The following is a 22711-nucleotide window of genomic DNA, read 5'->3' as shown; positions in this document are numbered from 1 at the left end:
TGTGTGTTTGTTTGTTGTTTGAGAATTGTATAGTGGACGCGAGCATCTTTAAGTAGATTTTTGTTGTTGATCGTTTTGTTTGGTGACAAGCTACTAAGGGCGATCGGTGGATGCCTTGGCATCAAGAGCCGATGAAGGACGTTGTAACCTGCGATAAGCCACGGGGAGTTGGTAAACGAGCTTTGATCCGTGGATGTCCGAATAGGGAAACCTCGAAGTGACCGGAGTTATGTCCGGCGACCTCCACCTGAATATATAGGGTGGTTGGAGGGAACGTGGGGAAGTGAAACATCTCAGTACCCATAGGAAGAGAAAACAATTGTGATTCCGTGAGTAGTGGCGAGCGAAAGCGGAAGAGGCCAAACCTGGTGTGTGTGATAGCTGGCAGGCGTTGCATGCTGGGGGTTGTGGGACCAGCCTCACCATACTGCCTTGTGGTGAACGAGTGATAAAAACAATACGAAGCCGAACCGTTTGAATGGCGGACCAGAGTGCGTGATAGTCGTGTAGGTGTATGTGTTGTTCTCGTGGTTGGTATCCCAAGTAGCACGGAACCCCTGAAATTCTGTGTGAATCTGGCGGGACCACCCGTTAAGCCTAAATACTCCTTGATGACCGATAGCGGACAAGTACCGTGAGGGAAAGGTGAAAAGTACCCCGGGAGGGGAGTGAAATAGTACCTGAAACCGGTCGCCTACAATCCGTCGGAGCCTCTTTAATGGGGTGACGGCGTGCCTTTTGAAGAATGAGCCTGCGAGTTAGTGGTGTGTGGCGAGGTTAACCCGTGTGGGGGAGCCGTAGCGAAAGCGAGTCCGAATAGGGCGTTTGAGTCGCATGCTCTAGACCCGAAGCGAAGTGATCTATCCATGGCCAGGGTGAAGCGACGGTAAGACGTCGTGGAGGCCCGAACCCACTTGGGTTGAAAACCGAGGGGATGAGCTGTGGATAGGGGTGAAAGGCCAATCAAACTTCGTGATAGCTGGTTCTCCCCGAAATGCATTTAGGTGCAGCGTCGTCTGTTTCTTACCGGAGGTAGAGCACTGGATGGTCTAGGGGGCCCACAAGCTTACCGAAATCAGCCAAACTCCGAATGCCGGTAAGTGAGAGGACGGCAGTGAGACTGTGGGGGATAAGCTTCATAGTCGAGAGGGAAACAGCCCAGATCATCAGCTAAGGCCCCTAAGGGACTGCTAAGTGGAAAAGGATGTGGAGTTGCTGAGACAACCAGGAGGTTGGCTTGGAAGCAGCCACCCTTGAAAGAGTGCGTAATAGCTCACTGGTCAAGTGATTCTGCGCCGACAATGTAGCGGGGCTCAAGCAGTCCGCCGAAGCTGTGACATTCACACAAGAACCTGCGGTTTTCCGCCAGGTGTGTGGGTGGGTAGGGGAGCGTCGTGTGTCCGGTGAAGCGGCGGGGTGACCCAGCCGTGGAGGGCACACGAGTGAGAATGCAGGCATGAGTAGCGAATGACGGGTGAGAAACCCGTCCGCCGAATATCCAAGGGTTCCAGGGTCAAGCTAATCTGCCCTGGGTAAGTCGGGACCTAAGGCGAGGCCGACAGGCGTAGTCGATGGACAACCAGTTGATATTCTGGTACCGGCGAAACAACGCCCGTGCTGAGGCTGGTGATACTAAGCATGCAAGAGCATCCGTCGCATCCTTCGGGGTGTGTGGGTGTTTGAGTCTGTGACCTGAACTGGTAGTAGGCAAGCTGCGGAGGGACGCAGGAAGGTAGCCCATCCCACGCGATGGTTGTCGTGGGCTAAGAGCGTAGGCCGGCACGTTGGCAAATCCGCGTGCCATGCAGGCTGAGACTTGATGGCACTGCACCTTTGGGTGTGGTGTGGGTGATCCTATGCTGCCTAGAAAAGCTTCGTGAGCGAGTTGTGAGCCGCCCGTACCCTAAACCGACACTGGTGGATAGGTAGAGAATACCAAGGCGATCGAGAGAATCGTGGTGAAGGAACTCGGCAAAATACCCCCGTAACTTCGGGATAAGGGGGACCTGACCCGTGACAACCCTTGCGGTTGGTAGCGGTGATGGTCGCAGAGACCAGGCCCAAGCGACTGTTTACTAAAAACACAGGTCCGTGCCAAGTTGTAAGACGATGTATACGGACTGACTCCTGCCCGGTGCTGGAAGGTTAAGGGGAACCGTTAGCTGCAAGGCGAAGCGGTGAACTTAAGCCCCAGTAAACGGCGGTGGTAACTATAACCATCCTAAGGTAGCGAAATTCCTTGTCGGGTAAGTTCCGACCTGCACGAATGGAGTAACGATTTGGGCGCTGTCTCCACCACGAACTCGGCGAAATTGCATTACGAGTAAAGATGCTCGTTACGCGCAGCAGGACGGAAAGACCCCGGGACCTTTACTATAGTTTGGTATTGGTGATCGGTACGACTTGTGTAGGATAGGTGGGAGACTGTGAAGTCCGGACGCTAGTTCGGGTGGAGTCATCGTTGAAATACCACTCTGGTCGTTCTGGTTATCTAACCTAGGACCCTGATCGGGTTCAGGGACAGTGCCTGATGGGTAGTTTGACTGGGGCGGTCGCCTCCCAAAAGGTAACGGAGGCGCCCAAAGGTTCCCTCAGCCTGGTTGGCAATCAGGTGTTGAGTGTAAGTGCACAAGGGAGCTTGACTGTGAGACCGACAGGTCGAGCAGGGACGAAAGTCGGGACTAGTGATCTGACGGTGGCATGTGGAAGCGCCGTCACTCAACGGATAAAAGGTACCCCGGGGATAACAGGCTGATCTTGCCCGAGCGTCCATAGCGACGGCATGGTTTGGCACCTCGATGTCGGCTCGTCGCATCCTGGGGCTGGAGTCGGTCCCAAGGGTTGGGCTGTTCGCCCATTAAAGCGGCACGCGAGCTGGGTTTAGAACGTCGTGAGACAGTTCGGTCCCTATCCGCTGCGCGCGTTAGAGTCTTGAGAAGGGCTGTCCTTAGTACGAGAGGACCGGGACGGACTAACCTCTGGTGTGCCAGTTGTACCGCCAGGTGCACGGCTGGTTGGCTACGTTGGGAAATGATAACCGCTGAAAGCATCTAAGCGGGAAGCATGCTTCAAGATGAGGACTCTCACCACCATCGAGTGGGTAAGGCCCCCTACAGACCATGGGGTTGATAGGCCAGACGTGGAAGCACAGCAATGTGTGGAGCTGACTGGTACTAATAGGCCGAGGGCTTGTCACACCACCAACAATATGGTTGGCAACCCAAACTACTTTAAAGCTTCTGCTCGCGTCCACTATACGATATCCCAACCAACAAACAACGTTCGGTAATTCCCCCATGCTTGCGGGTGTGGGAAGACAACTCAAGATTGTTACGGTGGTCATAGCGTCAGGGAAACGCCCGGTCCCATCCCGAACCCGGAAGCTAAGCCTGACAGCGCCGATGGTACTGCACCCGCCAGGGTGTGGGAGAGTAGGACACCGCCGAACACACCCAACAGGGTGAAACAAAGGGGAGGAACTCGCAAGGTTCCTCCCCTTTTTCTATTTCTCCGAAGTGAGGTGTGGTCCCCTGGATCACCCCTGATTCGGCCGTCCGGGGGTATCGGAGATTTCCGCCGGTGGGGCAGACTCATGGCCGTGCGGACCTCCATGAACGTGCGCTACGCGCTCAACGACCTGCGCAAGGGCTGGGGCGTCAGTCTGGCGCTGGTCGTCACGCTGACGCTGTGCGCGTTCCTGATGGCCGCCGGTGCGATGGTGATGGAGAGGTCCGCAGGTGCGGTCGACCGGCTGTTCTCGCACGCCAAGCCGCCACACTTCCTGCAGATGCACACCGGCGAGTATGACCCCGCCGCCGTCGAGGCGTTCGCGAACGGCCGCGAGGAGATCGGTTCCTGGCTGATCGAAGAGATGATCGGCGTCGACAGCAGCGCGCTGGCGTGGGGGCGTCCGGCTACCGGCGAGACGGGCAGCATCGCCGACAGCCTGATCGACAATCTGTTCGTCACCCAGAACGATACTTTCGACTTCCTCCTCGACGAGGCCGATCGGACGCCGCGTCCGCAGCCGGGCGAGGTGTATGTTCCGGTCGCCTACCAGCAGCGCTTCGCGCTTCGGGCCGGGGACGAGCTGCGGATGACCACCGCGGAGGGCGTCCGTACCTGGACCATCGCCGGTTTCGTGCGGGACGCACAGATGGCGTCCTCGTTGTCGTCGGCGACCCGCTTCTTGATCGGGGAGGCGGACTTTGCCCACCTGGTACGCGACGGAGTCGGCGTCCCGGAGATCATCGTTGAGTTCCGGCTGCACGATCCCGCGGGAGCGGATGCGCTGCAGACGGCGTATACGGCGGATTCGGCACTGCCGCGCAATGGGCAGGCGGTGACCGACTCGATGATCCGGATGATCAATGCGATCAGCGGCGGTCTGGTCGCCTTCGCGCTGGTGTTCGTCGGCGTGCTGCTGATCGGGATCGCGCTGCTGTGTGTGCGGTTCGTGATCCGCGGGACGGTGCAGGACGAGGTCCGCGAGATCGGCGCGATGAAGGCGATCGGCCTTCCGCACTCCACGATCGCGGCGATGTATCTGGCCAAGTACGTGCTGCTCGCCCTGGCCGCCTGTCTGGCCGGAGGCCTCGCGGCCGCACCCGCGGCGCAGGCGCTGACCGCCGACGTGCGCCGCAGCTACGGCCAGGCGGTACTGGGACCGGCCACCGTGCTGGCTCCGGCGCTGGCGTTGGCGGTCATGTTCGCCCTGGTGATCGGCATCTGCCGCGGCGTCCTCAACGGCGTCGGTAGGATCGAGGTGGTGGGCGCGCTGGTGCACGGCACCACGCTGACCGAACGCGGCGCCGCACGTCAGGCCCGCCGGCGGGCCGGAGGGGCGCATCGTTCGGCGTTCGCATCGTTCCGCGGCGGCGACGTGAACCGCGTGCTGGCGCTCACCGACCTGCGTGCGGACGCGCGGCAGTGGGCGCTGATCACCCTGGTCTTCGGGCTGGCGGCGGTGCTGATGATCCTGCCCACCAACCTGCTGAGCACGCTGACCAGTCCCCGGTTCGTCACCTACCTGGGGGCCGCCGATAGCGACCTGCGCGTCGACCTGCAATTCGCCGACCAACTGGACGCCACCCGGGCCGCCCTGCTCACCACCCTCGAGCGCGACGACCGTGTCGCCAGCGCGCACGTCTACGGGCGCGAGATGCACGAGGCCGAGGGGCCGGAAGGATGGGAGACGCTACGGGTGGACGTCGGGGATCACGCCACCTCGGTCGAATTCCTGCACGGGCGGCGTCCGCTGGAGGGTGAGATCGCGCTGTCGGTGCTCAATGCGGAACGGTTCGGCGTCGGAGTGGGGGACACCCTCGCGGTGCGCGACGGCGCGGCGGTACGGACGCCGCTGGTGAGCGGCATCTACCAGGACGTGACCAGCGGTGGGCGCACCGCCAAGATGCAGGGCCAGGCCTCGACGGGGGCGTCCGGGTATGTGATCTATCTCGACCTCGCCGAGGGCGCCGATCCCGCCGCGGTGGCCGCCGAGTACGACGGCGGATTTCCGGGGGCCTCGTTCGTGCCGATGCGCGCCTACACCGCGCAGACGCTGTCCTACGTCACCGACGGGCTGATGCGCGCGGCGGTGCTGGCGTCCGTCTTCGCGCTCGGGGTGGCGCTGCTGATGTCGTACCTGTACCTGGATCTGCGCCGCGCGCGGGAACGGAGCCGGACGGCGATCCTCGCCGTGCTCGGCTTCAGTGGCAGCGAACTCGCCGCGCAGATCCGGCTCAAGACGCTGATCGCGGTCACGGTGGGGGTCACCCTCGGCGTCCTGGCCGCCGCGACCGCCGGCGAGGCCCTGGTGAGCGCGGCCCTGTCGGCGGCGGGGATCGGGATCACGCGGCTGAGCTTCCTCCCCAACCCCTGGCTGGTCTACCTGGCCTACCCGCTGCTGCTGCTCGGGGTGGGCGCGGTGAGCGCGGCCACGGTCGGGCGGAAGGTGCGCGGGGCCGATGTCAGCCGGTGGCTCAGCTGATGACCATCACGAAGGGAACACCGATGACCACGCCTGCCGACATCCTGGTGGTGAAGGGACTGGAGAAGACCTACTTCTCGACCGAGCCACCCACCACCGTGCTCCAGGGCATCGACCTCACCGTCGCCACCGGGGAGTTCCTGGTGGTGATGGGCGCCTCCGGCTCGGGCAAGTCGACGCTGCTGTACTGCATCAGCGGCATGGACCGGCCCACCGCCGGCCGGGTCGAACTCCAGGGCCGCGACCTGACCTCGCTGACGGACGCCCAGATGAGCCGGGCGCGGCTGACCACGATGGGGTTCATCTTCCAGCAGGCCCACTTCCTGGCGAACCTGAGCATTCGCGACAACATCCTGCTGCCCGCGCTGAAGGCGACGCCGAAGCAGGCCGGCGCGGTGACGGCTCGGGTGGACGGGTTGCTCGCCCGGTTCGGCATCGCTGCCGTCGCCGACCACGGCATCACCCAGGTATCGGGCGGGCAGCTGCAGCGGGCCTCGATCTGCCGGGCACTCGCCACCGAGCCGGCGATCCTGTTCGCCGACGAACCGACCGGCGCGCTCAACACCAGCGTGACCGCCGAGGTGATGGACGCGCTCACCGCGATCCACCGAGACAAGACCACCATCGTCATGGTCACCCACGACCCGGCTTGCGCCGCCCGCGCCGACCGGGTGGTCTACCTGCGCGACGGGGCGGTGGTGGACGCCCGCGCACTGGGCGCCTGGACCGAAGGCGAGGCCCGCGCGCGGGAGGACGAGGTGCTGGTCTGGCTGCGGGGCCTGGGCTTCTGAGCTCCGCGCTCGCCGGCCCCGGATCGCAACGCCGCGGCCACCGGATCGCCGCCGCGATGCGACGGCCGCACGGACTCCGAAAAGGCATGGACCACCCCTGAAGTCGACTCCCTAAATTTGGGGTATCCAGGGGTGCTTCAGGGGTCGGACAAGGTCTTTTAGTAAGGCCTGGCTAGCCTAATATTGAGGCATGCCTCCCTCCCCCCAGTTAATTGAACGCGGGCCCATGGTGCTGCTGACCGGCGCCGCCTCCGGCATCGGCCGGGCCACCGCGCTCCGGCTCGCCCGCGCGCAGGCGTCACTCGCGCTGCTGGATCGTGACGCCGACGGTCTGGCCCTGGTCGCCGACGAGGCGCGGGCCGCGGGGGCGTCCGCTGCGCTGCCGCTCACGGTCGATCTCACCTCGCCGGAGCAGATCGAGGACGCCTTCGCCACCGCCACCGATGCGCTGGGCCCGCTGGACGGGCTCGCCTGCGTGGCCGGAATCCTGGAACCCGGCGGGCTGGCCGACACCACCCTGGAATCCTGGCAGCGGCACTTCGACGTGAACACCACCGGCGTCCTGCTCTGCCTGCAATCCGCGCGCACCCGGCTCCGCGACGGCGCCGCGATCGTCGTGGTCAGCTCGAACGCCGCCCGGGTGCCGCGCCTGGGCATGCTCGCCTACAGCGCATCCAAGGCGGCCACCTCGGCGCTCGCCCGCGCCGCCGGCCTGGAGCTGGCCGCCCGCGGCGTCCGCTGCAACGTCGTCGAGCCCGGATCGACGGATACGCCGATGCTGCACGCGCTGTGGCCCGATGAGGAATCGGGCCTGTCGGGTACGCTCCACGGCGACCCCACAACCTACCGCGTGGGCATCCCGCTCGGACGCGTCGGGAAGCCCGAGGACGTCGCGGAGACGGTGGCCTTCCTGCTCTCGGACGCCGCCCGGCACGTCACCTTGCAACAGATCTACGTCGATGGAGGAGCCTCGCTGTGACCGAACTACTGGAGGATGCGCTGGCCCCGATCGTGGACGCCGAACTGGTCTTTTTCACCGGCGAGGAGAACATCGTCGCCGAACACGTGCTCGACACCTGGATGGCGCCGAGCAGCGGTCAGTGGGCCGACGCGGTCGTCGCCTCCCTGCACGCCGATCAGCGCGCCGTCGGCGTGCTGCCCTTCGCGCCGGATGGGGTGGCGGTGATGCACCGGATCGTCGGCTCGGGGCACTTCGCGACCCCGGCTGCGCGAGGCGTGCAGCATCGCCATGCCGTCACCGAACGGCCGACCGCCGGCGAATATGCCCGCGGCGTCAGTGACGCTCTCGCCCGGATCGCCCGCGGCGAGATCGACAAGGTGGTGCTCGGGCGCTGCCTCGACGTGGTGAGCGAGCCGCCGCTGCGCGCCGAAGAGCTGGTGGCGCGGCTGCTGCGCACCCGCCCGGGCCGCTACATCTTCAGTGTGCCGCTGTCGGACGACCTGATCTCGGGGCCGGTGCTCGTCGGCGGCAGCCCCGAACTGCTAGTCCGGCGCCGGGGCGCGGCGGTGAGCAGTCTGCCGCTGGCCGGGTCGGTGCCCCGCTCGGAGGATCCTGCCGAGGACGCCCGCCGCGCGGAGGCGCTGCTGGATTCGAGCAAGGATCTCGACGAGCACGCCTATGTCGTCGACGAGATCGTGGCCGCATTGCGCCCGGTCGCGCGGGAACTGCGCGCCGACGCCCGGCCACGCCTGCTCGGCACCGACACGCTGTGGCACCTGGCCAGCTCGGTCGAGGCCCGGATCGATCCCGGGAGCGGACCGAGCGCGCTGCACCTGGCGCAACTGCTGCACCCCACCCCCGCGGTCGGTGGCGTGCCGACCCGGGCGGCGCTGGACGTGATCGCCGAGATCGAAGGGCCTGACCTGCGCGGCCCGCTCGCGGGCGCGGTCGGCTGGGTGGACGGATCCGGTGACGGCGAGTTCGCGGTCGCGATCCGCTCCGGCGTCCTGCACGGTGCCCGCCTGCGCCTGTTCGCGGGCGCGGGCATCGTCGCAGGCTCCGAACCGGACGCCGAGGTGCGCGAGACCGGCGCCAAGCTGGCCACGATGGCGCGGGCGGTGGGACTGTGAGGAGCCCGCTGGCCGCCTTCCCGACCTGGCCCGAGGACGTCCGGCGCCATTACCGCGAACAGGGCTACTGGACCGAGGAGACCTTCCCCGCATTCCTGGCCGAACGCACCACCCGCTTCGCCGCCAATATCGCGGTCGCCGGCCGTGACGCCCACGGGCGCGAGACCCGGTGGAGCTACGCCGACCTGGCCCAGGCGTCCGAGCAGACCGCGGCCCGGCTCGCGGCGTCCGGTGTCGGGGCCGGCGACCGGGTGGTGGTGGCGCTGCCCAACATCACCGACTTCGTCGCGGTGGTGCTCGGATTGTTCCGGCTCGGCGCGCTGCCGATCTTCGCGCTGCCCACCCACCGCGAACTGGAACTGACCCAGTTCTGCACCATCGCCGACGCCGTCGCGATCGTGGTGGCCACCGATGATCTGCGCGCCCTGCACGCGGTCGTCGCCGAGCGGGTCGGCGAACAGGGGGTCGAACCGCCGGCGCTGATCGACGTGCGCAGCTGGGAAGCCGGCGACCTGCCAGCGGTGTCCGCGCCGGGCGTCCAGGCGGAGGATGTCGCGTTCCTGCAGCTGTCCGGCGGCACCACGGGGGTGGCCAAGCTGATCCCGCGCACGCACGCCGACTACCTCTATTCGGTGCGCGAGTCCGCGACCATCTGCGGGCTGAGCGAGGACACCGTGATGCTGGTGGTGCTGCCCGCGGCGCACAACTTCCCGATGAGCTCGCCCGGCATCCTCGGAGTCCTGCACGCCGGCGGACGGGTCGTGCTCGCGCCCGACCCCAGCCCGCGCACCGCCTTCGCGCTGATCGCCCGCGAACGGGTGACCACGGCCGCGCTGGTGCCGCCGCTCGCCCAGGCCTGGATCTCGGCGGCCCGGCGCCGCACCCCCGATCTGTCCTCGCTGCGCACCGTCCAGGTGGGTGGTGCCAAGCTCGCCGACTCCGTCGCCGCCGAGATCGAACCCGTGCTCGGCGCCCGGCTGCAGCAGGTGTTCGGCATGGCCGAAGGGCTGGTCAACTACACCCGCGACGATGATCCGGACGAGCTGGTGCTCACCACCCAGGGCACCCCGATCAGCCCCGACGACGAGATCCTGATCGTCGACGAGGACGACAACCCGGTGCCCGCCGGGCAGGAGGGCAGCCTGCTCACCCGCGGGCCGTACACGATCCGCGGCTACTACCGGCCCGGCGACCCGCACGGCGGGCCCAACCGGGACTCGTTCACCGCTGATGGTTTCTACCGCACCGGCGACCGGGTGCGGCAGCTGCCCAGCGGCCACCTGATCGTCACCGGCCGCGACAAGGACCAGATCAACCGGGCCGGGGAGAAGATCGCCACCGACGAGATCGAAGGCCTGGCGCTCGCCCATGCGGACGTCCTCGACGCGGTCGCGATCGGGCTTCCCGATCCCTACCTCGGCGAGAGCATCTGCCTGGTCGTCCGCGCCGAGCCGGGGCGTCCGCGTCCGGCCGACCTCACCGAGCGGATGGCCCAAGCCGGGCTGGCGTCCTACAAGATGCCGGACCGGGTCGAGTTCCTCGACGCCTTCCCCGAGACGCACGTCGGCAAGAACAGCCGGCGCGAACTGCGCCAGATGCTCGCCGCGCAACTCCTGCCCGCCCAGACCGCCGACCACCGCTGAGGACACCACCCATGCCGCTCCCCGCACTGATCGACTACGCCACCCCCACCCAGACTCCGGCGAACCGACTCGACTGGACGCTCGATCCTGCTCGCGCCGCCGTGCTGGTGCACGACCTGCAGCAGTACTTCGTGCGCCCGTTCGCGCCCGGCTGCCCCGCGCTGACCCGCGCGGTGGAATCCACCGCCGCGATCCTGCAGGCCGCCCGGGCCGCCGGGGTGCCGGTGTTCTACACCGCCCAGCACGGCGACCAGGATCCGGTCGAGCGCGGCCTGCAGCGCGAGGCCTGGGGCCCCGGGATGACCTCCGCCCCCGAAGACACCGCGATCCTCCCAGCTATCGCGCCGCGTGACGGCGAGGTCGTGCTCGACAAGCGCCGCTACAGCGCGTTCGCGAAGAGCGACTTCGGCGACCGGCTCGCCGCGCTCGGCCGCGACCAGCTGGTGATCGTCGGCGTCTACGCCCACATCGGGGTGCTGGCCACCGCTTACGATGCGTTCCAGCGTGAGGTGGCGCCGTTTGTGGTCGCCGACGGCATCGCCGACTTCGGCCTCGCCGATCACGAGCGCGCCCTCGCGCAGGTCGCCGACTGCTGCGGTGTGGTCACCGTCGCGGCCGAGGTGGTGGACGCGCTGGCGTCCCGCACCCCGGCGCCCGAGGCGTCCGGCACCGCGAGCGATGCGGGTGACGCGAGTGATGCGGGCGCGGAGAACCAGGCGGGTGGCGGGTGGGACGACGAACTGCGCGGCTCGCTGGAGGGCCTGCTTGCCGAGGACGCCGTCGCCGCGGCCTTCGCCGCCCCCGAGACCGACCTCTTCTCGCTCGGCCTGGACTCGATGCGCGCCTTCGAGATGCTCGACCGACTGCTGGATGCGGGCGCCGATATCGACTTCGGCGAGTTCACCCGCCGCCCGAACATCGCCTTCCTCCGTGAGCAGGGTACGGTGTCGGCGCGCTCATGAGCTGGCTTCCGCTGACCTCCGCGCAGCGCGGCCTGTACTTCGCGCACGAACTCGCGCCGGAGAATCCCTGCTACACCACGGCCGAGGTCGTCGAGATCACCGGCGCGATCGACGCCGCCCGGCTGGCCGCCGCGCACACCCAGGCCTACCGCGAATTCGAGCAGTTGCGCGCCGAGTTCCGCACCACGGCGTCCGGACCCGAACAACGGGTGGGCGAGGCGGTGCCGCGGCTGCGGTCGATCGAGGTGCCGGACGCCGGCGCGGCCGAGGCATGGATGCGGGCCGACCTGGCCCGGCCGATGAATCCCGCCGCCGGGGATGTGGTGCGGGCCGCGCTGCTCGCGCTGCCGGACGGCCGGACCTGGTGGTTCCATGCCGCCCACCACGTCGTGCTCGACGGCTACGGGGTGCAGCAGTTGCTGCGCCGGATCTGCGAACTGTACGACGGCGCCGCTGTGGCCGACGCCCCGGTCGGGCTCGCCGAAGTGGTCGCCGACGACCTGGCCCGGGCCGACGATGCCGGCGCCGCCGCGTTCTGGGAGGAACGCCTCGGCGCGATGACCGGTTCGGCCTCGCTGGCCGGGCGGATCGCGGCTCCGGCGGCGACGGCGATCAAGCGGAGCGTCGAACTCGACGCGGCGACCCAGAAGCTGCTGGTGAGCAGCGCGCGGGCGCAGCGGGCCGGATGGCCCGACCTGTTCGTGGCCGCCGTCGGCGGCTACATCGCCCGGATGGGCTCAGCGGCGTCGGTGCGCGTCGGCGTCCCGCTGATGAACCGGACCATCCCCGGCGTCGGCGCGCTGCCCTCGGCACACACCGTCTGCACCGCGATGAACGTGCTGCCCGTCACGGTGCCCGCCGACGGCACCGTCGCGGACGCGCTACGCGCCACCTTGGCCGAGCAGGCCGCGGTGCGCACCCATCCCTTCGAGCGGCAGGAACGGCTCGCCCGCCGGCTGGCCACCCTGACCGGCGGCCAGTTGTTCGGCGCCCAGGTCAATATCGTCCCCTTCGAGTTGGAGTTGCACCTCGGCGAGGCGGTCGGGGTCGTCCGTAACCTGACCGCGGGACCGGTCGAGGACATGACCATTTGCCTGCGCGGGACGCCGGGCCGCGGCCGCGTCGTCCGGCTGGAGATCGACGCCAACCCCGACCTGTACTCCGCCGACGAGATCGACCTGCATCTGGCGCGGCTCACGCACTGGCTGGGGGCCTATGCCGCCGAGCCTCAGGCGCGGATCGCCGACCTCGCGCTGCTTCCCGCCGAGGAACGCGAGCGGGTGCTGACCGGCTTCAACGACACCTTCGTCGAGCGGGAATCGGCCACGCTCGGGCAACGGTTCGCCGCCCAGGCGGCCCGGACGCCGGACGCCCCCGCGCTGGTGTTCCGGGGCGAGACCAGGACGTATGCGCAGTTGTCCGAGGCCGCGCACCGCCTGGCCGTGGGGCTGGTGGCCCGCGGGGTCGGGCCTGGCGACGTGGTGGGCGTGGCGCTGGAGCGGGGCTTCGCGCTCTACGAGGCGGTGCATGCGCTCGCCCTGCTGGGGGCGGTCTATCTACCGGTCGATCCCGATCTGCCGTCGGCCCGGGTCGAGGCGATGCTCGAGGACGCCCGTGCCGCGCTGGTCATCACCGCGTCCGATGATCTGGCCGCCGAGCGCGGTGAGGCGCCGGTTTTCGCCCAGCCCGATGCGCCCGCCTATCTGATCTTCACCTCGGGTTCGACGGGGCGGCCCAAGGGCGTCCTGGTCGGCCATCGCGCCATCGACAACCGGCTGGCCTGGATGCAGCACCACCTGCCGCTGCGCGCCGGCGACCGGGTGCTGCACAAGACGGCGATCTCGTTCGACGTGTCGGTGTGGGAGCTGTACTGGCCGCTGCAGGTGGGCGCCACCGTGGTGATCGCCGAGCCGGGCGCGCACCGCGATCCGCGCGCGATCGCCGACCTGGTGGTGACCGAGAACATCGACGTGCTCCACTTCGTGCCGTCGATGCTGCGCGCGCTGCTCGCCGATCCTCGCGCCCGGGAACGGGTGTCCGCGGGCCGGGTGCGACACGTGGTGACCAGCGGCGAGGCGCTGACCCCCGACCTGGTGGACGGTTCCGCGCGCTGGTTCGGGGTGGCGCCGACGAACCTGTACGGCCCCACCGAGGCCGCGGTCGACGTGACCTGCTGGGACTGCGCGGTGGGTGACGAGGTGGTCCCGATCGGGCGTCCGGTGTGGAACACCTCCTGCTATGTGCTCGATTCCGGCCTGGAGCCGGTGCCTATCGGGGCGACCGGTGAACTGTGGCTGGGCGGCGTCCAATTGGCCGATGGCTACGTCGGACGCCCCGACCTGACCGCCGAGCGGTTCGTGCGGACGCCGTACGGCCGGCTGTACCGCACCGGCGACCTGGCCGCCTGGCGGCCCGACGGAGCCTTGCGCTACCTCGGCCGCACCGACGACCAGGTGAAGGTGCGCGGCCAGCGCGTCGAGCTGGGCGAGATCGAAGCCTCGCTGGCCGGGGCGCCCGGCCTGGCCGGCGCAGCGGTCGGCGTGGTCGACGAGGCGCTGGTCTGCTGGTTCGCCATCGCCGAGGACGCCGATCCGGACGCCGTCGAGACCGCGCTGCGGGCGGCGGCCTCGGCCGCGCTGCCGGCGTCCTTCGTGCCTGCGCACTGGATTCCGGTCGCTGAGATTCCGCTGGGAACCAGCGGCAAGACCGACCGCCGCCGGCTCGCCGAGATCGCCCCGCCGCGTCGGGTCGCCGCCGGCGAGAGCGCCCCGCGCGACCTGTGCGAGCAGCGGCTGTGCGCGATCATCGCCGACGTGGTGGGGGCCGAGACCGTCGGCCCCGACGACGACTTCTTCGCCCTCGGCGGTGATTCGCTGCGGGTGCTGCGGCTGATCGCCGAGGCCGACAGCCACCTCGGATTGGAACTGACGCTGGCCGATGTGTTCGCCCACCCGACCGCCGCCGGGCTGGCCGCGCTCGCGGGCGACCGAGACCGTTCCGATCTGGCCGAGGTGCTGGTGTTGCGCCCGGTGGGCGAGCGGGTGCCGCTGGTGCTGCTGCCGCCCGCCGGTGGGCTGGGCTGGTGCTACGCCGGGCTGCTGTCGGCGCTGCCGCTGGACCAGGGCGTCCTCACCGTGCAGGCGCCCGGCATCGCCGAGGGCGCGCCCGAACCGGTCGCCGACCTCGAGGCGCTGGCCCGGCGCCAGCTCGCCGCGATCCGCCGCGAGATCGGGCGCCGCCCGTTCCACGTCGCGGGCTGGTCGCTCGGCGGCATGGCCGCGCACATGCTGGCCTGCTTGGGGAAACAGGACGGGCAGCAGGTGGGCCGGGTCATCCTGCTGGACGCCTACCCCTCCGACCAATGGCAGCACCTCACCGAGCCCGCCGAAGAGGAAGCGCTGATCGGCATCCTGCGGCTGGGCGGCGCCGAAAGCCTGCTGCCTGAGGGCGCGAGCGTCGACCGCGGCACCGTGGCGGACGCCTTGCGCCGCGGCGGTAGCGCGCTGGCCGCCCTTCCCGCTCCGGTGCTGGACGGCTGCATCGCCAGCGTGATCGAGGCGAGCCGGATCGTGCGCACCTCGCAGCACCGACGGCTCGACGGCGATGTGGACGTGGTCATCGCGACGGCACCGCGTCCGGAACATTGGCTGGACGCGGACGGCTGGCGGCGCCACGTCGGCGGAACGGTGCGCGTGCACCCGGTCGACTCCACCCACGGCGACCTGGTGCGCCGCCCGGTGGCCGACCAGGTGGGCGCGATCCTCGCTACCCTGCTGGGGTGAACATGACGGACGCCGCCGCGCCGGCGGTCGTCCGGTTCGAGACGGTGACCGGCGACGAGGACGCCGGACTGCTGACCGCTGCCGAGCGTCAGCGGCGAGATCTGTTGCGGTTCGCGGCCGACCGGGAGGCGTTCGTGGCCGCGCACGTCCTGGTGCGGCGGTGCGCCGGCGCGTTACTCGGCTGCGATCCTGCCGAGATTGAGATCGTGCAGCGCTGCGCTGAGTGCGGAGGGCCGCATGGGCGTCCGTCGGTGCTGGGGTCGCCCGGGGTGTACGTGTCGCTCAGCCACACCCGGGGGTGGGTCGCGGCGTGTGCGGCGTTCGTGCCGTGTGGGATCGATGTCGAGGTCATCCGGCCGGTCGCGCCGATCGCGTCCGTGCTGACGGGCTATGAGCGCGCGTGGATGGCGGCGCAACCTGATGCCCAGGCGACGTTCCTGCGGCTGTGGGTGCGCAAAGAAGCCCTGGTCAAGGCCGGATTCGGCACGCTCGACCACCTGGCCGGACTGGACGCGTTGCGGCCCCCTGGGCAGGTCAGTGACTGGTCCGGTGGTGATGCTGTCGGTGCTTGCGCCGTAGCGAGATTGAGTGGGAACTGACCAAAGGCTAACTGTGAAACCAGGTTCGGAGTGCCTAGCCTGAAGGGGGAGGAGAACCGCGAGCAGGAGGCGAGATGACCGTGACGCAGAGGCGGTCCGTTGAGGACGACACTGCGGCATGGACAGCATTCTTGGTGCGTTCGGGCATCGTCGCGGGGGGCGGCGTTGCTCTGGTGGTGGCACTCAAGATGCCGGTATGGCCTGTGACCGCCGGCGTGCTGGGCCTCCTGTTCCTGGTTCTCCTCGTAGGCTTTCTAGAGAAGAAGCACCCCCGGCGACGCGCGCTGAAGTCGGTCGTCGTCGTCCTGGGGGTGCTGGTGACGCTGATGCTCGTGGCGCTCCTGCACGGAACCCTCGGCGCGGCGCACTTCGTCATCGGCGGCGTCGCCGCCGCGACCATGCTGCTCCCGTCACGCATCCAGGTGTAGCGCGTCGCTACGCACTGAGCGGGGCCCCGTCCCGGCGAAGGTCAGAGCCTCGGGGGAGACGTGAGAACAATCGGGTTGGACTACCGCCCCGGTCCTTCTCATGTCTTCGCTGGCTACGAGCTCTGGTTCGGCGTGACTGGGATCAAGCGTCTGGCTCCACGTCGCGGTTGATCAAGATCCTCCAGTTGCTGTCCACCGGACCAGTTGCTGGCGTGTGAGGCTCGAGGTGGGAGACGGACGTGACAGCGTCGCGGACGACCTGGCGAAGCGGCCCGAGATCGTCACGGTCGGTGAACTGAGAGAGGAACCATCCGACTCGCCTGCCTGCGGCTGCGGGAAAGGATGGGGCGAGCCGGGCCAGGTCGTTGACGTCGAAGAGTTCATGCTCGGACAACTCGATGATCACGGTCGCGGCATTGTCGATACCGGCCGCCCTCATCAGGTCATCGGCGACATCGAGCATCGTCGCGGCGACACTTGATACGCGTGCCGACCCGTCACGGGTCGGGTGCGCGATCGTCGGGATGCTGGTGATGCCTCGCTGGGCGAAGACGAACCGCGTGCGTCCGACGACCCGGTCACGCATGTGGCGATCCACCGCGACCTGGAACACCTGTGGTGCCTGATGTGCAGCCCCGTAGATGGCGGCCGCGCTGAGCCAGCCGACGTAGTAGCCGATGCCTCGATGACGCATCATTGCGTCAATGATCTCGATCCCCGGTGGGGCGCCCCAGGTCCGGTATTCCGGCGGCACCGGCACCCACAAGCCGCGCGTTGGCTGCACCCATTCGCCACGTCGAGCTGGAGCGTTGAGCCGTTGCCGTACCTGGCTCGTGTCAACGCCCAGCAGTCTCGCGACCTCGTCACTGGTCAGCGACCCACGGCCATGAGCCAGTGCCCAGGTCGCCAACTCAGGCGCCCGCACTGGAGTTGTCAGCTGATCCATATTGACAATCGTCACAGATTGTGTGACGTTCTGCAATCTGCATTGAGAGTCTAGCTGTCGCAGCGAGCTCAAGATGGCCGAGCCGGCCTGCTGTCGGTGCGGAGGAGGAGCGGCAGCTCCAACCGCTAGCCCTCGGGTGGCTCCGGAGGCGTCTCGTGCTCGCGATACAGGTCCGCAAAGAAGTGCTCGATCTCGCCATCAGTTCGTCCCAGGGCACGAAGGTCGATGGTGGTGTTCTTGATCGCTCGTTGGAGGGGTTCGGTGAACACGCTCGGCCAACGGCGAGCCAGCGGGAGATAGAGAACGATCGCCTCCCGATCGGCGGCCACGGCGCCATCGTGGTCATCTACCTCACGCAGTTGAACACCGAGCGCGCCTAGCGAGTTGGCGAGGTCGGGGTTGAAGGTGTCGGGTCGTATGGCGGCGAGGTGGCGTCGGATTCGGACGGCTTTGTTGATGGCGGTGAGGGCTTCTTCGCGGTGCCCGAGATTGGCGAGCTGGACGGATTGGTTGTTGAGTGCCAGGGCGAGGTCGGGGTTGAAGGTGTCGGGTTGTGTGGTGGTGAGGTTGCGGTACAGATTGACGGCTTTGTTGATGGCGGTGAGGGCTTCTTCGCGGTGCCCGAGATTGGCCAGCCAGAGGGATTGGTTGTTGAGTGCCAGGGCGAGGTCGGGGTTGAAGGTGTCGGGTTGTGTGGTGGCGAGGTTGCGGTACAGATTGACGGCTTTGTTGATGGCGGTGAGGGCTTCTTCGCGGTGCCCGAGATTGGCGAGCTGGACGGATTGGTTGTTGAGTGCGCGGGCGAGGTCGGGGTTGAAGGTATCGGGTGGCGTGGTGGTGGCTTCGCGGTACAGATTGACGGCTTTGTTGATGGCGGTGAGGGCTTCTTCGCGGTGCCCGAGATTGGCCAGCCAGAGGGATTGGTTGTTGAGTGTCAGGGCGAGGTCGGCGTTGAAAGTATAGGGTCGTATGGTGGTGAGGTCGCGGTACAGATTGACGGCTTTGTTGATGGCGGTGAGGGCTTCTTCGCGGTGTCCGAGATTGGCCAGCCAAAGGGATTGGTTGTTGAGTGCCAGGGCGAGGTCGGGGTTGAAGGTGTCGGGTTGTGTGGTGGTGAGGTTGCGGTACAGATTGACGGCTTTGTTGATGGCGGTGAGGGCTTCTTCGCGGTGTCCGAGATTGGCCAGCCAGAGGGATTGGTTGTTGAGTGCCAGGGCGAGGTCGGGGTTGAAGGTATCGGGTTGTGTGGTGGCGAGGTGGCGTCGGATTCGAACGGCTTCGTTGATGGCGGTGAGGGCTTCCCCGCGTCTGCCTAACTGAGCGAGGGCCAGACTGTGATGGTCGAGCAGTCGGGCTCGTTCGACGTCTGAATCTGCCTGCTGAAGCAGGCGTGCGATAACGGCGGCATATGCCCCGGCGAACTTCACCGACGGGTAGGGGATCGCATTGAGGATCGAGTTCAGCACTTCGGGTGGTGCGGTGAGGGTCTCGATGACCTCGACCACCTGAGGCATCAGGCGTTCGAGGAACGTTTGGGCGGCTTCGCTGTCGGTGGAGGCCCGGCCGAGCACCGTGAGCGCATGCCGGGCTTGCTCGGCGTCCACATTGTCGAGGGATCGTTGCTGTAGCTCCGGCTTGCCGGTAAGGACCGAGATTACGAGATGCTCCGCGAGGCGGTCGGGCTGGACCGATCCGGCCCAGCGGTCGTCCGAAAGGTAGAGATCCTGGTACCACGCCAAATGCCTGGATGTTGTCAGTTCTTGGTGGGCCCGTCCGAAAGCGTCGCGGGCGTGTGATTCGGTGTCTGTGCCGAGGAGGCAGGCGACTGCCATCAGCTCGTCGGTCTGCCTTGTTGTCGGGCTGATCTGGTAGGTCGGCTGAGAACGTGTCCAGTAGGAGCGCTCGTGAGAGAGTAACTCCTCCATGACCGTGCGTAGGTCGACCGTCATTTTCTGCCCGAGAAGTTCAGCGTTGAGCACGCCGATGAGGGCGGCCGCGTGGAGGTCGAGGATTCGTGGGGCGGGGATACCTAAGACCGCAATCTCTGGTGGTCTCGTTTTGCCGAGTTGCTGGGCGAACCGTTCTGCGGCGCGTTGGATGATCTCCTGCGGAGTCGTCGTCTCATCGACCTTGTGCTCGAGTTCTGTGACCACCTCGGGACCTTCGAGCAGGGAACGGACACCTCCGTCGCATGAGCGGACGGCTTCATTCCACCACTCGCCCGCCGACCGTGCCAGAAGCAGGACCTTCGCGTTCTTGCCGTCTTGGTGGGCAGCGACATCGGTGATGAGTTTGCTCAAGCTCACTCGGGTTTCCGCGTAATCGATGATCACGAGCAGGCGTCCGGTGTGTTGGTCGCGGTAGCTGGTCAGGAGGCCGTCGAGGTTGAGGTCGCTGGGGTGTTTGGTCGTCCAGCCATCGGCTTGCGCCTGTCGCTCGAACTTCAGTGCGAGGCGGGTCTTTCCGACACCACCCGCGCCCCAGATCAGCCGGACGGGGTCGGCGGCCGTTGCGAGCCAGTCGCGTAGAGCCGCGAGTTCGCGCTGGCGTCCGATGAAGTCGACGACCTCGGAGCCAGCGGCGAGCAGTTGGCTGGGAGGCGGGGGAAGCGCTTCGGTGGGTTGCTTGCGGGCGATCTCCGCGCGGCGCTGCATGCGGTCGAGGAGGGTCGGAACGAACGCGCCGGCGACAGCCGACACGGCGATGACGATCCACGCTGCGGGGTGAGCTTGCAGTTGAGCGGCCAGGACGGCGAGGGTTCCGACCACCGTGACGCCGACAGGCCACAGCGCGGCGCGGAGCGGTCTGGGCACGGTGGTCAGCCTAGGACTTCAGGGACTTCAAGGTCTGGGAATGACCCTCCGACACCTCGGCGAGGTGGCCGAGGTACAGCTCGGCGCAGGCGAGGGCGTCCGTTAAGGCGCCGTGGGCGGGGTAGCGGGGGAGGCCGTAGCGGCGGCGGGCGTTCCACAAGCGCAACTCGCCGGCTTTGGCTTCGTCGTCGAAGCCTCGGTTGATCAGGCGGTCGTGCAGGACGAGGGTGTCGATCACCGGCACCACCAAGGGAGCGCCGTAGAGCTGTTCGCAGATCCGGGACAGAAAGCGGGTTTCGATCATCGCGAAATGCGCCAGCATGACCCGTCCCGCCAAGGCCGACAAGGCCTCGGCGACGGCGTCCGCTACCGGGACGCCTTGGGCGACCTGGTCGTCGGTGATGCCGTGGAAGACGGCCGACTGGCCGACCTCGGTGCCGGCGGCGAGAATGCGGTGTTTTGCGCCGGAGAAGACGATGGTCTCGCCGTCGACGGGAACGTAGCCGAGGCTCAGCACGGTGTCTTTGCGTGGGTCGAGGCCGGTGGTTTCGATGTCGATCGCCAGCAACCGCAACGCGGACGCGGGGGTTGAATCGGGCTGTACCGGCGTCCGGTAATACTCGGCCAAGGCGCCGCGCGCGGATGCGGCCGCCTTGGCGCGCTTGCGCTCGATCGAAGGCGAGAACAGTCCGAACATCACGAGGTCACATCGGTGCGGTGCACGTAGGCCAGCGCCTTCTGCATGGTGCGGATGATCGTGAAGGCGTCCTTCAAATGCCGGCGCTCGAACGAACTGAGCACCGCAGGCGGCACATAGTTGTCGGGCGTCTCGCCCTGCTTGAGTTGCCGTACCTGATGCCGGATGCGCACGTGGTTGATGAACTCGAACGCATCCGACAGATCGGCGGCATTCTCGGCCGACAGTGCTTTCACCTCGCCGGCGATCTTGAGCCGTTCCTGGGTCGAGAACGGTCCTTCGCCCTTGCTGAGCGCAAACAGCCGCGCCATCTGCACGATGGGAACAATGCCGCCGGCCTTCAGGTCGAGCATATTGGCGTGCTCGCCGGAATCCTCCAGCACGAAATCGCGGAAGAACCCCAAAGGAGGCTCGAAGCGTTGCGCCTGCTTGGCCAGATAGGCCAGGAAGCGGGTCGATCCGGGCGTCCGGGACAGGATCGCCGAATGCAGCGAATCGAACAGCGCGCGGTTGCCGTGCACCGGGCGCATATCGAAGAAGGTCTGCGCGTTCAGCAGCGCGTCCGGCTCGGGGGCATTCATCCAGGTGGTGAAGTACTGCCACCACTGCGTCCGGCGCACCCGCCACTGCGGGTTGGACGCCATCATGTCGCCGGGGCAACGCTCGTAGCCGCACGCCTCCAAGCCGTCCACCACCCGCTCGGCGAGCCGGCCGAACCATTCCAGCTGCTCGTCGGTGGCGTCGTCGGCAATGATGATCGCATTGTCCTGATCGGATTGCAGGCCCGCCTCGAAGCGGCCCTGCGAGCCGAGCGCCACCCAGCAGTACTGCGCGGGCGGGCGTCCGATCTCGGCCTCGGCCAACTCGATCAGCTTGCGGGTGATCGCATCGGTGATCGCGGTGATCACCCGGGAGATGTCGTCGGCGGTCGCATCCTGGATCACCGCCTGGGTCACCACGGTCGAGATCTGCCCGGACGCCTCGATCAGGCCCTCCAAGGTGTCCTGGCGGGCGATCCGGCCGACCAGATAGCTGGGGTTGGCCTGCTCCAGGCGCATCAGGTCACCGGAGGTGATCATGCCGAGCAGGCGTCCGTCCTCGAGCACGGGCAGGTGATGCCAGCGGTTCTGCGTCATCGCGACCAGCACCTCGAACGCGAGCGTGTCGGGGTGCACGCTGGTCGGGTTGCGGGTCATGATCGTCGACACCGGCCGCGTCGTCGGGAACCCGGTCGCGGTCACCTTCGAGCGCAGATCGCGGTCGGTGACGATGCCGATCATCGCGTCGTTCTCGGTGATCAGCAGCGCCGAGACGCCCTTCACCGTCATGTACTGCGCCGCCTGCTGGATCGTGGCGTCCGGCGCGATCGTGATCGGCTTCTTACGGATGATGTCGCGCACCCGCGTCCGCAGGATCGCCGAACCCGCCTCATCGACCCGGACGGCCTCGATCGCCGCCTTGATCCGGCCCGCCTGCTGCTGCAGGAAGTGCCGCGAGAACGGCTCGGAGGTCGCCATCAACTGCCGGAACACCGCCGAGGGCATCAGCAGCAGCAACGAATCCTCGTGCGCGGTCAGCGTGAACAGCGACGGACCGCCGGTCATCACCGACGACAAGCCGAACGAGTCGCCGATACCGGCCCGGTCGGTGAGCGCACCCTGGGCGTCCACGATGTCGACCGACCCCGAACGCAGGATGTAGAGGTATTCGTTGTGCGCGCCGACCTCGACGATCGTCGTGCCGCGGCGGTAGTAGCGGGCGACCAACTGCGCCGGAAGCTCGTTGAGCCGCGCCGGATCGAGCTGGTCGAACGGGTGATGCGCAGCGAGGAAGTCCCTGATCTCGACCAATTCGACGTCCATGAACGAATGCAACCCTGAACGGCGCGAAAACGCTAGTCGTGCTGCGCGGGATCGGGCGCCGGGGTGGGGCGTGGGACGTCCGCCGCATGTGACAAACATGTTCCAACC

13 protein-coding genes and 2 rRNA genes are annotated in these 22711 nt (G+C 67.3%); 11 read left to right on the top strand and 4 right to left on the bottom strand.

Annotation, left to right across the window (positions count from 1 at the left end; all coding sequences use genetic code 11):
- Positions 1–83 precede the first annotated feature (83 nt).
- From QM708_RS01875 to QM708_RS01825, 11 genes are all read left to right on the top strand, one after another.
- Positions 84–3197 (top strand): 23S ribosomal RNA (locus QM708_RS01875).
- Positions 3198–3331: 134 nt separating this feature from the next.
- Positions 3332–3448, top strand: a 5S ribosomal RNA gene (gene rrf / locus QM708_RS01870).
- Between the two features lie 144 nt (positions 3449–3592).
- Complete coding sequence (locus QM708_RS01865) at positions 3593–5989, top strand: FtsX-like permease family protein (RefSeq protein WP_415103842.1); 2397 nt, start codon at positions 3593–3595, stop codon at positions 5987–5989.
- Positions 5989–6780 carry an ABC transporter ATP-binding protein gene (locus QM708_RS01860; protein WP_415103840.1) on the top strand — a complete coding sequence of 264 codons (792 nt, stop codon included), beginning with the start codon at positions 5989–5991 and terminating at the stop codon, positions 6778–6780. Before QM708_RS01865 ends, QM708_RS01860 begins: the two co-directional genes overlap by 1 nt.
- Before the next feature lie 190 nt (positions 6781–6970).
- Positions 6971–7759: an SDR family oxidoreductase gene (locus tag QM708_RS01855; protein WP_415103838.1), complete on the top strand. Its 789-nt coding sequence runs from the start codon at positions 6971–6973 to the stop codon at positions 7757–7759.
- Positions 7756–8871, top strand: coding sequence for an isochorismate synthase (locus QM708_RS01850; protein WP_415103836.1), 1116 nt, complete (start codon positions 7756–7758; stop codon positions 8869–8871). Before QM708_RS01855 ends, QM708_RS01850 begins: the two co-directional genes overlap by 4 nt.
- Positions 8868–10514, top strand: coding sequence for a (2,3-dihydroxybenzoyl)adenylate synthase (locus QM708_RS01845; RefSeq protein ID WP_415103834.1), 1647 nt, complete (start codon positions 8868–8870; stop codon positions 10512–10514). Before QM708_RS01850 ends, QM708_RS01845 begins: the two co-directional genes overlap by 4 nt.
- 11 nt (positions 10515–10525) lie before the next feature.
- On the top strand, positions 10526–11476 hold the full coding sequence (locus tag QM708_RS01840; protein ID WP_415103832.1) for an isochorismatase family protein: 951 nt from the start codon (positions 10526–10528) through the stop codon (positions 11474–11476).
- Complete coding sequence (locus QM708_RS01835; protein ID WP_415103830.1) at positions 11473–15258, top strand: amino acid adenylation domain-containing protein; 3786 nt, start codon at positions 11473–11475, stop codon at positions 15256–15258. Before QM708_RS01840 ends, QM708_RS01835 begins: the two co-directional genes overlap by 4 nt.
- A 2-nt stretch (positions 15259–15260) precedes the next feature.
- Positions 15261–15857: a 4'-phosphopantetheinyl transferase family protein gene (locus QM708_RS01830; protein ID WP_415111220.1), complete on the top strand. Its 597-nt coding sequence runs from the start codon at positions 15261–15263 to the stop codon at positions 15855–15857.
- A 74-nt stretch (positions 15858–15931) separates the two neighbouring features.
- Positions 15932–16285 carry a hypothetical protein gene (locus tag QM708_RS01825; RefSeq protein WP_415103828.1) on the top strand — a complete coding sequence of 118 codons (354 nt, stop codon included), beginning with the start codon at positions 15932–15934 and terminating at the stop codon, positions 16283–16285.
- Positions 16286–16427: 142 nt separating this feature from the next.
- Here the strand turns inward: QM708_RS01825 and QM708_RS01820 are convergent, their stop codons facing one another.
- From QM708_RS01820 to QM708_RS01805, 4 genes are all read right to left on the bottom strand, one after another.
- Positions 16428–17267, bottom strand: coding sequence for a type IV toxin-antitoxin system AbiEi family antitoxin domain-containing protein (locus tag QM708_RS01820; protein ID WP_415103826.1), 840 nt, complete (start codon positions 17265–17267; stop codon positions 16428–16430).
- 89 nt (positions 17268–17356) lie between these two features.
- Positions 17357–20044, bottom strand: coding sequence for a hypothetical protein (locus tag QM708_RS01815; protein WP_415103824.1), 2688 nt, complete (start codon positions 20042–20044; stop codon positions 17357–17359).
- A gap of 10 nt (positions 20045–20054) precedes the next feature.
- Positions 20055–20741, bottom strand: a complete 687-nt coding sequence (locus QM708_RS01810) for an exonuclease domain-containing protein (RefSeq protein ID WP_415103822.1) — start codon at positions 20739–20741, stop codon at positions 20055–20057.
- The gene (locus QM708_RS01805) at positions 20741–22603 is read right to left on the bottom strand and encodes a putative nucleotidyltransferase substrate binding domain-containing protein (RefSeq protein ID WP_415103820.1); all 1863 of its coding nucleotides are present in this window, start codon (positions 22601–22603) and stop codon (positions 20741–20743) included. The genes QM708_RS01810 and QM708_RS01805 overlap by 1 nt, the downstream gene beginning before the upstream one ends.
- Positions 22604–22711 lie beyond the last annotated feature (108 nt).

The sequence above is a fragment of the Propioniciclava sp. genome (genome assembly GCF_047602245.1).
GTDB lineage: Bacteria > Actinomycetota > Actinomycetes > Propionibacteriales > Propionibacteriaceae > Propioniciclava.
Note: the sequence above shows the minus strand (reverse complement) of the source record. Positions and strands in the feature narration are given on the sequence as shown.

Excerpts from the sequence above, each read along its gene's own strand:
- QM708_RS01810 (WP_415103822.1), bottom strand. The coding sequence starts at position 20,741 with ATGTTCGGACTGTTCTCGCCTTCGATCGAGCGCAAGCGCGCCAAGGCG.
- QM708_RS01825 (WP_415103828.1), top strand. The coding sequence starts at position 15,932 with ATGACCGTGACGCAGAGGCGGTCCGTTGAGGACGACACTGCGGCATGG.
- QM708_RS01855 (WP_415103838.1), top strand. The coding sequence starts at position 6,971 with ATGCCTCCCTCCCCCCAGTTAATTGAACGCGGGCCCATGGTGCTGCTG.
- QM708_RS01835 (WP_415103830.1), top strand. The coding sequence starts at position 11,473 with ATGAGCTGGCTTCCGCTGACCTCCGCGCAGCGCGGCCTGTACTTCGCG.
- QM708_RS01840 (WP_415103832.1), top strand. The coding sequence starts at position 10,526 with ATGCCGCTCCCCGCACTGATCGACTACGCCACCCCCACCCAGACTCCG.
- QM708_RS01865 (WP_415103842.1), top strand. The coding sequence starts at position 3,593 with ATGGCCGTGCGGACCTCCATGAACGTGCGCTACGCGCTCAACGACCTG.
- QM708_RS01805 (WP_415103820.1), bottom strand. The coding sequence starts at position 22,603 with ATGGACGTCGAATTGGTCGAGATCAGGGACTTCCTCGCTGCGCATCAC.
- QM708_RS01860 (WP_415103840.1), top strand. The coding sequence starts at position 5,989 with ATGACCATCACGAAGGGAACACCGATGACCACGCCTGCCGACATCCTG.
- QM708_RS01830 (WP_415111220.1), top strand. The coding sequence starts at position 15,261 with ATGACGGACGCCGCCGCGCCGGCGGTCGTCCGGTTCGAGACGGTGACC.